The sequence below is a fragment of the Streptomyces sp. SID3343 genome (genome assembly GCF_009865215.1).
Classification (GTDB): domain Bacteria; phylum Actinomycetota; class Actinomycetes; order Streptomycetales; family Streptomycetaceae; genus Embleya.
Window position 1 is genome coordinate 19,973 of the sequence record NZ_WWJX01000378.1, and the last position, 13,941, is coordinate 33,913.

11 protein-coding genes are annotated in these 13,941 nt (G+C 70.8%); 4 read left to right on the forward strand and 7 right to left on the reverse strand.

Annotated elements, in window-relative coordinates; all coding sequences use genetic code 11:
• Positions 1-113 precede the first annotated feature (113 nt).
• Together GT354_RS12575 and GT354_RS12580 are read right to left on the reverse strand one after the other, a co-directional pair.
• Complete coding sequence (locus tag GT354_RS12575) at positions 114-1,739, reverse strand: acyl-CoA synthetase (protein WP_161356387.1); 1,626 nt, start codon at positions 1,737-1,739, stop codon at positions 114-116.
• Between the two features lie 233 nt (positions 1,740-1,972).
• Positions 1,973-3,346, reverse strand: coding sequence for a hypothetical protein (locus GT354_RS12580; RefSeq protein ID WP_161356388.1), 1,374 nt, complete (start codon positions 3,344-3,346; stop codon positions 1,973-1,975).
• 572 nt (positions 3,347-3,918) lie between these two features.
• On the opposite strand from GT354_RS12580, the gene GT354_RS12585 reads away from it, so the two are divergent.
• From GT354_RS12585 to GT354_RS12595, 3 genes are all read left to right on the forward strand, one after another.
• A complete protein-coding gene (locus tag GT354_RS12585) occupies positions 3,919-4,122 on the forward strand; it encodes a cold-shock protein (protein ID WP_020557813.1) in 204 nt (67 codons plus the stop codon).
• A 355-nt stretch (positions 4,123-4,477) separates the two neighbouring features.
• Positions 4,478-4,771, forward strand: a complete 294-nt coding sequence (locus tag GT354_RS12590; protein ID WP_161356389.1) for a hypothetical protein — start codon at positions 4,478-4,480, stop codon at positions 4,769-4,771.
• 90 nt (positions 4,772-4,861) lie between these two features.
• Positions 4,862-5,344 carry a hypothetical protein gene (locus GT354_RS12595; protein ID WP_161356390.1) on the forward strand — a complete coding sequence of 161 codons (483 nt, stop codon included), beginning with the start codon at positions 4,862-4,864 and terminating at the stop codon, positions 5,342-5,344.
• A 182-nt stretch (positions 5,345-5,526) separates the two neighbouring features.
• Here the strand turns inward: GT354_RS12595 and GT354_RS12600 are convergent, their stop codons facing one another.
• Both GT354_RS12600 and GT354_RS12605 read right to left on the reverse strand, forming a co-directional pair.
• Positions 5,527-5,967 (reverse strand): hypothetical protein, encoded by a 441-nt coding sequence (locus GT354_RS12600; protein WP_161356391.1) that lies wholly within the window; start codon positions 5,965-5,967, stop codon positions 5,527-5,529.
• Between the two features lie 166 nt (positions 5,968-6,133).
• Positions 6,134-7,033, reverse strand: coding sequence for a phosphotransferase (locus tag GT354_RS12605; protein ID WP_161356392.1), 900 nt, complete (start codon positions 7,031-7,033; stop codon positions 6,134-6,136).
• A gap of 574 nt (positions 7,034-7,607) precedes the next feature.
• Here GT354_RS12605 and GT354_RS12610 point away from each other — a divergent pair.
• Positions 7,608-9,026 (forward strand): hypothetical protein, encoded by a 1,419-nt coding sequence (locus GT354_RS12610; RefSeq protein ID WP_161356393.1) that lies wholly within the window; start codon positions 7,608-7,610, stop codon positions 9,024-9,026.
• A gap of 418 nt (positions 9,027-9,444) precedes the next feature.
• On the opposite strand, the gene GT354_RS12615 is transcribed toward GT354_RS12610, so the two are convergent.
• From GT354_RS12615 to GT354_RS12625, 3 genes are all read right to left on the reverse strand, one after another.
• A complete protein-coding gene (locus tag GT354_RS12615; RefSeq protein WP_161356394.1) occupies positions 9,445-11,241 on the reverse strand; it encodes a PP2C family protein-serine/threonine phosphatase in 1,797 nt (598 codons plus the stop codon).
• A 418-nt stretch (positions 11,242-11,659) separates the two neighbouring features.
• Positions 11,660-12,853, reverse strand: a complete 1,194-nt coding sequence (locus tag GT354_RS12620) for an acetyl-CoA acetyltransferase (RefSeq protein ID WP_161356395.1) — start codon at positions 12,851-12,853, stop codon at positions 11,660-11,662.
• Positions 12,854-12,855: 2 nt separating this feature from the next.
• On the reverse strand, positions 12,856-13,941 hold a 1,086-nt coding region (locus GT354_RS12625), incomplete at its 5' end, for an OB-fold domain-containing protein (protein ID WP_161356396.1).

Genomic DNA, 13,941 nt, shown 5'->3' on the forward strand with positions numbered 1-13,941 from the left:
CACCGTCCGGGGATTCCCGGACGGTGTATTCGACGTTGCCTTTTCCCTGCCGACCGTCTTTTCGCTCGTGCGTTTGCGGTCGGTCCTCCCGCCGTGTCGCCTTCTCGCCCCCGCTACTCCTCCGGCGCCGAGGCTATTGCCAGGGCCCACTGCAGATCGGGCTTTCCGGTGGGTGTGCGCTGCGTCTGTTCCACGATGCGTAGCACCCGCGGCACCTTGTATCCGGCGATCTTCGTGCGGCAGTGCTCCTGGAGGGAATCCAGGCTCGGGGCGCAGCCCTCGCGGGGCTGGACCACGACCGCGACGGTCTGACCCCAACGGGGGTGCGGGACGCCGACCACGATCGCGTCGTACACCTCGGGGTGGGCCTTGACCGCGCCCTCGACCTCCTCGGTGAAGATCTTCTCGCCACCGGAGTTGATCGTCGCCGAGCCGCGACCGAGCAGCGTGATCCGGCCGTCGCCCTCCAGGCGGGCGTAGTCGCCGGGGACCACGTAGCGCGTGCCGTCGGGTCCGGTCCGAAAGACCTCGGCGGTCTTGACCGGGTCGCCGAGGTAGCCCAGCGGGATGTTGCCCTTGCGGCCCAAGCGCCCGATCACGCCCGCCGGCAGCGGATTGAGGTCGTCGTCGAGCACGACCGAGTCGGGCACGGCGCGCACGGTGATCCCGCTCTGCTGCTCGGTCTGACCCTTGACCGCGACGCCGATGCCGTTGGCGCCGGACTCGGACGCGCCGATCGCGTCGCTGACGATCACGCCCAGCCGCTCCATGAACTCCTCCTTGAGCGACGGCGAGAACAGCGCCGCGCTGGAGGAGATCGCGAACATCGAGGACAGGTCGTATCGTTCGCGGCCGTCGCGGGGCTGCGCGATCGACTCCAGGAGCGGGCGGGCCATCGCGTCACCGGTGATCATGATGACGTTGACCTTCTCGGCCTCGACCGCCTCCCACACGCCGTGCGCGTCGAACTTGTCGATGAGCACGATCCGGTGGCCCTTGGCCAGGCTCTGCAGCACGCCCCACTGGGTCGCGCCGTGCATCAGCGGCGCGATCGGGAACTGCGTCATCTGGCCGTTGCGGCCCTTTTCGACCATCTCCTCGGGCCGGGTGATCCGCTCGCCGTTGGTGGGGTCGATCCCGCCGCCGAGGGCGAAGATGACGTCCTCCTGACGCCACACGACCCCCTTGGGCAGGCCCGTCGTACCGCCCGTGAACAGCAGGTACAGGTCGTCGGGGGAGCGCGGGCCGAAGTCGCGCCCGGGCGAACCCGCGGCCATCGCGTCCTCGAACCGCACCGCGCCGAGCGACTCGGCGGTCTCGGGGTAGGCGTCGGCCGCGGTCTCGTCCTCGACCACGATCAGGTGCCGCAGCGATGCCACCTTGGGCGCGACCTCGGCGACCCGGTCGGTGAACTGCCGCTGAAAGACCAACGCGACCGGCTTGGCCTGGTCGAGCAGATAGGCCAGTTCGTCCGCGACATAGCGGAAATTCACGTTGATGCAGATGGCCCGGATCTTGTAGATCGCGAGCATCGCCTCCGCCCATTCGACGATGTTGAAGGCGTAGACGGCGACATGATCGCCGGGCTGCACACCGGAGTCCTGAAGATGATGGGCGAGGCGATTCGCCCGTTCTTCCAGAAGCGCATATGTACGACGTTCACCGTTGGCGACGATCGCCTCGCGTTCGGGGTATTCCCCGGCCGCGCGCTCGAAGAGGTCGGCAAGGTTGAATTCCATGAACGGAGAGTAAGGCGTGACCACCGCCATATTCCAGAGGCAATATCGGTTGGCGGGCCCGTGGAAACTGTGACGCTGTCGACCGCCGCAAACACTTGACTGTGGCAAAGGGTTGGGGGTGGGGGCGTCGGGGCGGTTGCGTGGAGGTGGTCGGGGGCCCGTGAGTGGCCGGTGGGGACGCTTCGAGGTGTGGTGCTCGCGCGTGGCGGTGAAGCGCCCATCGGCAGGCGGCCTTACGCGTACTCGCGCAGCCGGGGCCGTACCGATGCCGCGACCAGAAGGCCGCACACCCCGAGGATGCCTGCCGGTATCCACGGCCAACCGTCGAGTGCGTCGTCGGCCGAGCGCACGCGTGCCTTGAAATCGGCCGACTCGGCGTCCGCGACCTGAGCCAACGCCGTCTGGTAGTCGTAGAAGTCGAACGCCAGGTTGCCTCGCTCGACCTTGGTGGCGATGCCGACGGCGACATCCAGCCGGCCCGCCGCGACCGCCGCGCGCAGCGCCTCGTCGTCGCGCCGGAAGGCCGCGAGGCGGTGCGCGACCCGCTCGTTCGGGACGGCCTGCGCGAGGAGCGCCGACTTGGCCGCGTAGCCGTCGCTGTACAGCTTGGCCCGGTCGGGCAGGATCACGAATCGGCTCTCGTCGGCGTTCGCGTCCGACGCGGTCGCGCGGGTCCTGGCCAGTTCGAGGTACGGGTCGAACGCCTGTGTCTGGGCCGAGCGCAGCCGTGCCGCGTGATCGGTCAACAGTGCGACGGCCGTGCCGGTGAGCGCGGCCACGGCGATCGTCACGGCGGCCAGGCCGGGCACGAGGATGCGGCGGAACCGGCGGGCCCACCACACCTGACCGACGACCAGGACCGCGACGAGGAGCAGGCCGACGACCCCGACGACCAACGCGGCCCAGCGCGCGTCGACCCGGTCGGAGTCGGCGTTGGCGGCGAGTTCCTCGGACGCGCTGCGGCCGAGTCGGTCGGAGGCCGGCAGCAGGTCGTCGTGCAGGATGCTGGTCGCGCTCGCGAAGTAGTTGAGCGCGAGTACCGGCGGGCGACCCGGGAGGCGGTCCTGGACCTGTTCGTCGGCCAGGCGGGCCTGGGCGACGTAGGAGTCGTAGCGGCCGAGGCCGTCGATCAGGGCCTCGACGGTTGCGGTGGAGGCGCCGGCGGCGGACAGCTTCTGGATGTCGGTGGTGATCTCGGCGCGCCGCACCCGCATCTGACGCAGCGCCAGTTGCCGGTTGCCGATCTGCTCGTCCGAGCCGACGAGCAGGACGTTGGCGACCTGGGCGTCCAGATCCGCGAGCGCGAAGTACAGGTGCGCCGCGCTCTCCGCACGTGGGGCGGACCGGTCCGCGACCTCGCCGAGGCCCGAGCGTGCGTTGCCGACGCCCACCGTGATCGCGGCGCCGAGCGCGAGGATGCCGGCGAGCGCGAGTACGACGAGCGTGTACAGGCGCGCGGTCGGGCCGGCTGGGCGCCGCGGCAACTTCAACCGCCCCGGCCCGAGTCGCCTCGCGCGCTCCTCGGGCGACGGAGGAGGGCTCTGCGGCGAGGGAAGTCGCGGCGGCGTGGGCGGCTGACTCGGTCGTAGGGCGGTCGGGGCTGCCATGTCGAAACGGTAGGCAGAGGGGGCGACGGCCCAACGGTGAATCGGTGGCGCGGACGCGAAGGTCGAGTGAACATCCGTGTGTTCGGGTGATGGCGGTGCGTGGGCGGTGCGTTGGTGGTGCGCGGGCGTCGGGGCCGGCCTGGTGCCGCTCGCGGTGCGGGGTCGAAAGCCGCGTCCGAGGCCGATGCGGCGTCGGGCGTAGCGCCGGGCGGGGCGCCGCTCTTGGCGTCACGCGGGGCGCCACCGCTCGTGTCACCGCTCGTGTCACCCACGCGGATGAACCGAAGCACGGGTGCCGGCTATGCCCCCCGTTTCCCGCTTTGCCGAAGGGCTTTTCGCTCCCCGAAGGGCTGTTGCGGAGCAGTCGTTGGCATGTAGCGTTATCCGCGGTTGCAGCAGTAGATGTAGTTCCCTCGCACGTCCAACGCCTGCGGACACCAACCGTCGTGGGCGTTTTTCGCTCCTCACAGCGAGGGCATCCCGGGGTAACGCGGGGAGTGGGACCACTCGACGGTTCGCGACCCGGGCATCACGAGGTGTGATGTCTGTGGGTTACGTGAAGGAATCAAGACATGGCCACCGGTACGGTCAAGTGGTTCAACGCCGACAAGGGCTACGGCTTCATCTCGCAGGACGACGGCGGCGCAGACGTCTTCGTTCACTTCTCCGCGATCCAGACGAACGGCTACCGTTCCCTGGAGGAGAACCAGCGCGTGGAGTTCGAGGTCACGCAGGGTCAGAAGGGCCCGCAGGCCGAGATGGTTCGCCCGCTCTGAATCGGTCCCGCGGCTCCGGCAACGGACCGCAGACCTAGCAAGGCCCGCGCCCGTGCAGGGTGCGGGCCTTGGGGCTTTCCCGGCGGTCTTTCGCTCGGTGGCGTGTTCCGGCCACGTGGCCCCGACGGCGGGCGGGCTTGGCGGGGTGCGCTGCTGTGGGGTCGCGTTCGGTCGGTCGGGGGCGGCTCCCACCTGCCGCCGGTTGTGTTTGCGTGGAGGTCCCGTCCCATGACGGCGACGTCGATGACGTACACAGGACCAAGCGAGCCTGATGCACCGGTCACCCGCACGGGTGGAAACGCCGCCGGGCCCCGCGGGGGCGGTATGGCCCCACTGCGCGACCTGCGGCGGGCCGATGCAGTTCCCGGCCCTGACCCTTCCGGACGACCAGGGCTGTCCGATCGCCCGAGCCGACGTACCCGCCGGTCACGTCACGGCGATCTTCATGTGCCGGAACGATCCCGGCATGTGCGACGAGTGGAGCCCCACGGCCGGCGGCAGGCCAACCCTGCTGTTCCCCTCCGGCGCGCTGCAGCCGATGCCCGCACCCGAACCGGACGCCAACGACGCCGACGACGTTGCCGGAACCGCTGATCGCCTGCAAAACCAGACGCATCCCGCGCTGCCGTCACTCCCCGAACTCTCGTAAACGTCTCGCCGTGCCCTTCGCTCCGTTGTTCCCTCCGCTGCCCCGCCGTGGGTGGCGGGCGCATACATCCGGGCCGACTAGCATGTCTGTATGGGTTTCCTGCGCCGCCGCCCGCCCACCGGGCCGGATTTCGACGTTCTCGCCATCCCCTTCACCGACTGGCCCGGCTCCGTGATCGTGGCCATGTTGCCGGGGGAGGACGGGAGTTGTCAGGGGATCTTCGTCCGATACGACCTCCTGGCCAACCGGGGCCCCGCGATGCTGATCGGCAACCTGCCGCTGGGTTCGCCCGCGCGTGAGGAAGGCGTAGGCCGCATCGAGGCCCAGCAACTGGTCGCCGCTCTCGGCCACGACGAGATGCCCGAGGAGTTGTCCACCGAGGACACCCCGATCATGCTCGGCGACGACCTGCTGATCGTCCGCAAGATCAAGTACGCCGAGGGCCGCCTCGCCTGCGTGGAATTCGACCGCAGCGACAACGTGCTGGTCCGGATCGTGACGTGGGACCGCCCGATCACGGACGACGTCTTCCAGCTCCTCAAGCCCATCCCCAGCGACGCCTTCAGCGCCTGACAACGACGACAACGGCCGACCCCGGCTCGGCCCAACGGTCCGAGCCGGCGTCGGCCGGTGGCGGTTTCGGGAGCAGGCTCGGCAGCGCGACGACGGCTCGGTGTACGGACAACCGCCGGGCACCGGCGACGCCGTCGCGCTGTGAGCGTGCGGGGTGTGCGTGAGCGGGCGGGGGCGTGGGGTCAGGCGTACACCCGCACGGAGTTGGTCGACGTGAGGCTGGTCCACAGGCCCGAGTTGCAGTTGTTGATGTCGAGGTCCCACGCCACGCCGCCCGTGCCGCCCGACCCCGTGAACCCCTTGACCCCCGCGCCGCCGGTCTGGCAGTTCACCACGGTGTAGTCGCCGATGAGGTTGGCCACGTTGTACGTGCCGTAGCGGTACCAGCTGTACACCATGGGGTGGTTGGGGCTGTCGTCCCAGATGTCGCCCTTGTAGATGCAGACGTAACCCGAGCTGCACGCGGACGTCCGCGCTTCGTGGGCGGCCGAGGGCGCGGCGGTCGCCGTGGATGCGCCGATCGCCGCGGACCCGGCCAGCCCGAGACCGGCGAGGAACACGGCCAAGGCGCGGCGCCCGGAGGCTTTCCGACGAGAACGAAGAGGAATCCGGTCGACGTTCATGCACTCTCTCCCAGTTGTGCGACCCGGTTGTCCGACCCGGTTGTTGTCCGGCCCGGTTGTTCCGACAAGACCTCAGCCCATCCGGTGACAGGAAGGGCCTGCACGCATCGCGCGGTCACCTCGGCGTGGAACTCGCGACCGCCGTCGACGCCCCACCGCCCTCCACCTATCGCGTGCCGATCGCCGCGCGGACGGCTCGGCGGACCATGCCGCAGTCGTCGTGCAGGCGTCGTAGGAGGCGGCGTTGTTCCTCGCCGACCGGGGCCACGTCGTTGAGGCGGATCTCGCGGACGAGTACCAGCATCAGATTGACCAGGAACGCGTCCCGGGACAGAGAGCCGGACTGCTGGGCGGTCTGGATGACCTGACGGCGCGTCATCGGGTCCCGGGCCAGCAGGGTCCACAGCACGGCGAGGTCGTAGCCCGGGAGGTGGTAGCCCGAGGACTCCCAGTCGACGAGCGCGGCGCCCTGGGCGGTGAGCAGCACGTTGGACAGGACCGCGTCGCCGTGGCAGAACTGGGCGGGGACCCGGCTGAGGCCGCGCAAGAGCTGGGACAGGTCGCCGGCGTCGCGATCGGTCAGCAGGCCGAGCTTGTGATAGCGGTCGACGCGGGCCGGATAGTCGAACGCGAGCGGGAACGACCCGGGCGGGGGCTTCCAGCGGTTCAGCGTGGTGAAGGTGTGAAGGATCGCGCGGACGTCCGCGCGAGCCATTGCCGCGCCGGGGTGGCGTTCGTTGGCGGCCGGGCGGCCGGCGACGTGTTCCATCACCAGGATGCGGCGTTCGGGGTCGGCGGCGATCAGGCGCGGTACCCGCACGGGCGGGCGCCGGCGGGTGAAGGTGCGATACGCGTTGACCTCGTGGCGGAAGCGCTGGAGCCAGTGCGGCGACGGGTCGGTCAAGAACTTGACCACTACCGGACCGCGCCCCACCGAGCCGGACAGCAGAAGCGAGCGCGGTGTCCTCCGCAACACCGCGCCGGCGGTGAAGCCCGGACAGATGCGGGCCGCGAGCGAGGCGACAGCCTCGGGACCCGGGACGTGCGACGGTGAGGGTGACGGCATGCGGTGTACTCCCGATCCGGGTCCCGCCCGCCGGGGGGCAACCACGGCACCGGCCGGGGCCACCCGGCCCGCCGAGGCCGAGGCCAAACCCGCCGAGCCGACCGCACCCGCCGCGCTTGCCGAAGCGACCGGGCCGGACGAACCGACCGAACCAACCGAACCAACCGAGCCGACCGAACCAACCGAACCGGCCGCACCCGCAGACCCCGGGGAGCCCGCAGCGCCCGCCGAACCTCCGGACGTCGAGCGCCTGTTCGTCCCGGGTGCGCCGGGTCGCGAGGTTGCGAGGCCGGGGCCGGGCGAGCGACCCGGGGTGGTTGACGTCGTGGGTGACATGAAGACCTTCCTGCGCGGCCGAGGGGCGGATCCGGCCGCGCAGCGGGTGGGGGCCCACGTACCGGATCCACCATCCACAACACTCCGTGCCCCGGGTGGTGCTCCACGTGGCGCACCCTGGCGAACCCTGGCGAATCGGGTCCGACTACTCCGGACGGGGCTAGCCTCGATCCGGCAGGCGCCCTCGACGCAGGACGCTTTCGAGCCACACGGTCCCCACATCAACGGGCGGTTTGCAATGCGCCGGGAACCCAATACGAAACTGGTGGATCTCTTCGCCCTCACCGGGTGGTCGAAGGGCGAACTCGCCCGACTGGTCAACCGTCGAGCCGCCGCGATGGGCCATCCTCAGCTTGCCACGGACACCTCACGGGTCCGTCGCTGGTTGGAGGACGGTGAGCGCCCCCGCGACCCCGTACCCCGGGTCCTCGCGGCGCTTTTCACCGAACGACTCGGGCGTGTCGTCACGTCCGAGGACCTCGGCCTCACCGGTCGGCCCCGGCACCATGCCCAGGTGGTCCAGGAGGACCTGCCGTGGAGCACCGAGCGCACCGTCACCGCGCTCACCGAATTCACCGGCATGGACCTCATGCTCAATCGGCACGGCTTCGCCGGCACCGGGTTCGCGCTGGTCGCGGGGCCGGCCCTGGTGGCCAACTTCGATCGGTGGCTGAGCCCGGGGCTCGGCGTACCGAACGCGCGCGGTGCGCTCGGCAACCCCGTGTCGTACGGCCTCGCCGACGCGGGTCCGATCGGCGCGGAGGAGGTCACCGCGTTGGAGAACGCGGTCACGGTCTTCCGTACCTGGGACGCGGATCGTGGCGGTGGCCTGCAACGCAAGGCGGTGATCGGACAGTTGAACGAGGTCGGCAACCTGCTCACGTATCCGAACCCGCTGCCGGTGACCCGCCGCCTGTGGAACGTCGCCGCCAACCTCGCGGCACTCGCCGGCTGGATGTCGCACGACGTGGGTCTGGACCCCACCGCCCAGAACTATTTCGTGATCGCGGCGCACGCGGCCCGGGAGGCGGGCGATCTTCCGCGCGCCGCCGAGGCGTTGTCGCGTGCGGCGCGGCAGATGGTGCACCTGGAGCGCCCTGCCGACGCGTTGGCGCTGATCGAGTTGGCGCAACGTACGGCCGGCGACCATGCCGGGGCTACCACGCGCGCGATGTTCCACACCGTCGAGGCGTGGGCGCAGGCCGCGCTCGGTCGGGCCGTCGAGTGCCGACGGACGCTGGGCCGGGCCGAGGCCGAGTTCGGCCGCTCCCGCCCGGAAGAGGACCCCGACTGGGTGTCCTTCTTCGACTCGGCCGATCTGCACGGCATGCAGGCGTTGGTGTATCGCACCCTTGCCGAGGTCGACCCCACGGCGGCCGGCCGCGCGCAGGAACACGCGGAAAAGGCACTGAAGTTGCGGGCCCAGGGGCACGAGCGCTCGAAAACGTTCGACCTGATCTCGCTGGCCTCGGCCTGCCTTCTCGGCGCTCAGCCGGACCGAGGCGCACACCACGCCCGCCAAGCGCTGCGCGCAGCCGGCGAGGTCACGTCCCGACGGACCTGGGACCGCCTGGAGGAACTGCGCAAACTCACGGGCCCGTACTGCGACGTCCCCGAAATCCGCGAACTCCGCCAAGAGATCGCCGAGAACACCTGACTCGCCCAACCCACCCGACTCGCCTGATTCGCCCGACCCACGCAGCGCATCCGTCCCGCCTGATTCGCCTGATTCGCCCAACGCACTCAGCGCACCGCACCTGACGCACCTGACTCGCCGACGCGCCCGACGCACCCGACGCGCCCGGCCCCTGCGGTTCGACCGACCTGCCCGACCCGTGCCCGACGTGTGTGCCGCGCGTTCGGCACGGGCGGCTGCGACGCTCTCCCGGGCGGCCCGTTCGGGCGCGAAACGCACACGAGCGCGAACGAAAGCGCTCACCCCCGGCGGGTCCGGCCACGCCGCAACAAGCGCCCACCCGACCCGGTGTCCGCCGCAGGCCGCCGAGGCCGGCCAACGACTCGGGTCGACCCGAACCGGACGGCCCGGCCGTCCGGTTCGGGTCGGCCCCGCTTGCCTAGCGAACGCACACCGCCATCACGCACGCGTCGTCCTCGTATCGCGTGTGTCCCAGCCGACTCAGCACCACGTCGACGCAGGTCCGAGCGTCCGAGCCAAGGAGCTGTGGGCCCACATCGAGGAGCGCCCGGACGGCCTCCTCGGTTCCGCGACCGCGGCGCTCGACCAGACCGTCCGTGAATACCAACAGCACGTCCTCGGCCAGCAGTTCGGTGTGCGCCTCGACGAACTCCGGGTCGTCGATCGCCCCGAGCAACATGCCGAACGGCGCGGTGAGCGCGCTGCCGACGCCGTCGCGATACAGCAGCGGCGGCGGATGTCCGCCCTGAGCCCACGTCAGAACCCTCGTGGCCGGGTCGAACCGGGCGCACACGGCGGTCGCGACCTTGTCGGCGGGCAACGTGTGCACGACGATGCGATTGAGCGCCCGGAGTACCTCCGCGGGTCCGGCCCCCGTCATCGCGACCCCCTGCAAGGCGCCCCGCAGGGTGGTCATTCCGGAGGCCGCGACGAGCCCGTGCCCGGACATGTCGCCGACCGCGAGGAGTACGTCGCCGCCGGGCAAGGCGAGCGCGTCGTACCAGTCGCCGCCCACCTTCGAGGCCTGCTCCGCCGGGAAGTAGCGGGTCGCGACCTCAAGGCCCGGGAGGCTCGCCGGACGCGTCCACCACGGCATGACCACGCGCTGGAGCTCGGCCGCCACCCGATGTTCGGATCGGACCAACTGGCGCTGCGCGAGCAGTTGCGCACGGGTGCGGGTCAACGCCACCTGGGTGCGCCGCAGTTGGGTGAGGTCACGGAGTAACACCCACACCGAGTGCGGAACACCGTCCGCATCCAGCACCGGTTCGCCGACGAATTGGACGTGTACGCCACTGCCGTCGCCACGCACGATCCGGAACTCGCCCTCGGCCCCGTTCGCGTGTTCCACGAGGTCGCGCACCAACTCGTCGACGAACGACCGGTCCTCGTCCGCCACATGCGCGGGCAACTCGTCGAGCGGCAGCGGCCCGAGCCGAGGATCGCGCCCGAACAACTCGTACATCTCCGCCGACCACCGGGCGTTGCCGCCGTCCAGATGCCACTCGGCACTGGCGACCAACCCGCAACCCGCCCGCGCGGAACCCGACGTCGCGGCGGACGCGGCGGCAGCCTCGGAAGCACCCACCGCAGCCGACGCGGAAGTGCACACCGAATCCTCTCCGGAGCCGGAAGCGCCACCCGATCCCGCGTCCCTTCCGGAAGCCGAATCCCACCCGGAACCGACGCCACCGTCACCATCGCCATCACCGCTGCCACCGGCACCGCCGGCAAAGCCATCCGCACCCGAACCCGCCCACGACGTCCCGCGCTGATCCGGCAGCAACGACTCCCGATCCGGCGGTTCGACGAACAACCGGCGCAGATGCCGCCACGGCAACACCCCGTCGTCCCCCGCGCTCACCGGGAACGGGGCCATCGGTCCGACATCGGGCGGGCGGACCGCGCTGCGGGCGGGAGTACTGGTCGCCGGGCCGGGATCGTCGGCCTGGTGATGTTCCTCGTCGCCTGCGGCCAGGCTCAGTCCCGCCAGGTAGTCGGCGGTCCGACTGAGGCTGCACGCCAGCAGATCGCACAGCAGCGCGCGGCGATGCGCGGCCGCAGCGGCCGCGTCGTCACCGGCGACCGTCGTCGCGGCGGTGGCGGAACCGCCGCGCAATCCGTCGAGTTCCGCGCGCATCCGACGGATGTGGGCGAGCCACTGTGTCGGATCCACAACGGGGCCGTCCACGGGACGTTCGGGCCGTTCGCGCATCCGCTCGCGCTCCTCCGGACATGACCTGCAGGGTGCAACGACTGTCGCACATCAAGAGGGCCGACGCGGATGAAACCACGGGAACCACCACGCTTGTGGCGGAAAGCCCATTCCGGGTGTCCGGAGATGACGAAAGGGGGCTCGATCGCGACCGCGATCGAGCCCCCAGGCCCTCTCCGACAACCAAAAACCGACGCACCCTCGAAACGATCATGTCGTCGACGGCGCCACGAGGGAGCTCTTCGGCACCACTCGAACCGGAGGGCCCGACCACGCGCGGCCGGGGCTCGACGAGCGGCCCGCCGGAGTCGGCCCACCCGAAGCCACCGACCGACCCGAAGCCACCGGGCCTCGACCCGGACCCGACCCCAACCCCGATCCCCAACCCCGCCCCAGGCGCAGCGCGGCAACGCCCGGGTCAGCCCAACTCGTTCCCCAGAATCGAGATGAACGACACCATCTCACCCGGATACCCACCCAGGTTGTGAGTCAGCGCCAGCTTGCGACCGTCCGCCGGAATTCGCCGATCGTCGGGCGCCTCGCCCCGCATCTGAAGCCACGCTTCGAACATCATCCGCAGCCCGGACGCGCCGACCGGGTGCCCGAAGCTCTTGAGCCCGCCGTCGGGGTTGACCGGAAGCCGACCGTCGAGGTCGAACGCGCCGGCCATCACCTCTTTCCACGCCGTGCCACGATCGGCGAACTGGAGGTCCTCCATCAGCACCAACTCGGTCGGCGTGAAGCAGTCGTGCACCTCCGCCATCGCGATCTGCTCGCGCGGGTCGGTGACCCCGGCCTGCTGGTACGCGTCCTCGGCGCAGGCCGCGATCTCCCAGAACGTGGTGTAGTCGTACTCGGGGTCGATCACGCCCGAGCCGTTGCCCGCCACCATCGAAAGCGCCTTGATGTACAGCGGCTTGTCCGTGTACAGATGCGCGTCCTCGGCCCGACACACGATCGCCGCCGCCGCGCCGTCCGCGACGCCCGCGCAATCGAACACGCCCAACTGCCCGGCCAATTTGGGCATCGCCGAGATCTTCTCGGCGGCGATCTCCTTGCGGAACTGCGCCCGCGGGTTCCGGGCGCCGTTGAAGTGGTTCTTCGACGCGATGTGCGACAGCACGTCCCGCATCTCCGACTCGGACACGCCGTACTTGTGGCCGTACGCCGGAGCCACCATCGAGAACATCGCCGCCGCGGTGAGCGTACGCGCGGTGCCGTCACCGGGGATCGGGAACGCGTTGAGCCCCTGGAAGCCGCCGTCCTTGACCTTCTCGACGCCGACCGCCATCGCGATGTCGTACGCGCCGGACGCGACCGCGTACGCGGCCTGCCGCAGCGCCTCCGACCCCGTCGCGCACATGTTCTCCACGCGCGTGACCGGCTTGCCCTGAAGCTGAAGCGGCTTGGCCAGCGTCATGCCCGACATGCCCGACTGGGCGGTGCCCAGCCAGTACGCGTCGACCTGGTCCTTGGTCACCCCGGCCGACGCGAACGCCTCGCTCGTCGCGTCGATCAGCAGGTCGTCGGTGCCCTTGTCCCAGTGCTCGACAAAGCTCGTGCAGCCCATTCCGACAATCGCGACGCGGTCCTTGATGCCGTGCGATCCCATGCCTATGCCTCCTCGGCGGCTCGGGCGGTCCGCACGGGGCGGGCCTTCCAGAAATAGTTGTGGATCCCGTCGGCGGTACCGATCCGACGAAACGTCGGCTCGACCCGGTCGCCGATGGCGACCTCGCCGGCGTCCATGTCGGTCAGTTCGATCGGCAGCCGGCCGCCGTTGTCGAAGTCGACGACGGCGAACACGACCGGCGGGCTGGGCGAGTACGCCATCCGGTCGACGGTGAACGTCTTGACCGTGCCGGTCACGTCCGCGGTCGGCGCCGGTTCCATGTCGTCGACGTTGCCGCCGGTCATCGACACGCGCTGCGGCGGCAGGTGAACGGCGCCGGTCTCGCGGTCCTTGGCGCCGACGAAGCCGTACTTCCAGTCCAGCGAGCGCACCGCGGCCGAGGACGACGTACGGGCCGGCTCGGGCCGGCGCGGCGGCTCGACCGGGAGCAGGCCGCGCCACGCGAGGTACTTGCCGTAGGGGAGCGGCGCGCCGCCGGCCACCTGGTCGGCGACCGTGCGGGCGGGGCTGTACGACGCGAGCGCGTCGGTGGTACGGAAGAGGAACACCTCGGCGCCGTCCGACAGCACGATCAGCGCGATCACCTTGTCCGACGCCGCGGTGTCGAGGGTCGCGCCGAGCAGCAGCCCCGGGTGCGCCGCGCCGGTGACGCCCACCGTCGAGGCGAGGTCGTCGCCCAGTACGCCGTCGCGCACGCCGAGCTTGCGGCCCAGGCCCGCGACCGCGCGACCGTGCAGGCCGGCGACTACCGCGTGGTCGACCTGATCGGCCGTCAGGCCGGTGGCCTTGAGCGCGTCGGTCCACGCGCGCCGCCCGGCGGCGAGGTAGTTGTTCTCGCCGAACTTCTCTTCCCACAGCTTGGAGCGCACATCGCCCGGGGTGCGCCACCGGTCGACGAACTCGGCCGTGGCGCACGCGCCGCCGAGGTACTCGGCCAACACCGCGCCCTCCGCCGCGCCGCCGACCACGAGCGCGGACGCGCCGTCGCCGCCGGCCGCCTCGTCACCGCTGCCGGGCAGGCCCACGCGAATGTCCGAGCCCACGACGAGGGCGGTGCCCGCGCCGTC

Coding starts and splice junctions, on each gene's coding strand:
- GT354_RS12595 (WP_161356390.1), top strand. CDS start 4,862: ATGGGTTTCCTGCGCCGCCGCCCGCCCACCGGGCCGGATTTCGACGTT.
- GT354_RS12615 (WP_161356394.1), bottom strand. CDS start 11,241: ATGCGCGAACGGCCCGAACGTCCCGTGGACGGCCCCGTTGTGGATCCG.
- GT354_RS12590 (WP_161356389.1), top strand. CDS start 4,478: ATGCAGTTCCCGGCCCTGACCCTTCCGGACGACCAGGGCTGTCCGATC.
- GT354_RS12605 (WP_161356392.1), bottom strand. CDS start 7,033: ATGCCGTCACCCTCACCGTCGCACGTCCCGGGTCCCGAGGCTGTCGCC.
- GT354_RS12620 (WP_161356395.1), bottom strand. CDS start 12,853: ATGGGATCGCACGGCATCAAGGACCGCGTCGCGATTGTCGGAATGGGC.
- GT354_RS12610 (WP_161356393.1), top strand. CDS start 7,608: ATGCGCCGGGAACCCAATACGAAACTGGTGGATCTCTTCGCCCTCACC.
- GT354_RS12585 (WP_020557813.1), top strand. CDS start 3,919: ATGGCCACCGGTACGGTCAAGTGGTTCAACGCCGACAAGGGCTACGGC.
- GT354_RS12600 (WP_161356391.1), bottom strand. CDS start 5,967: ATGAACGTCGACCGGATTCCTCTTCGTTCTCGTCGGAAAGCCTCCGGG.
- GT354_RS12575 (WP_161356387.1), bottom strand. CDS start 1,739: ATGGAATTCAACCTTGCCGACCTCTTCGAGCGCGCGGCCGGGGAATAC.
- GT354_RS12580 (WP_161356388.1), bottom strand. CDS start 3,346: ATGGCAGCCCCGACCGCCCTACGACCGAGTCAGCCGCCCACGCCGCCG.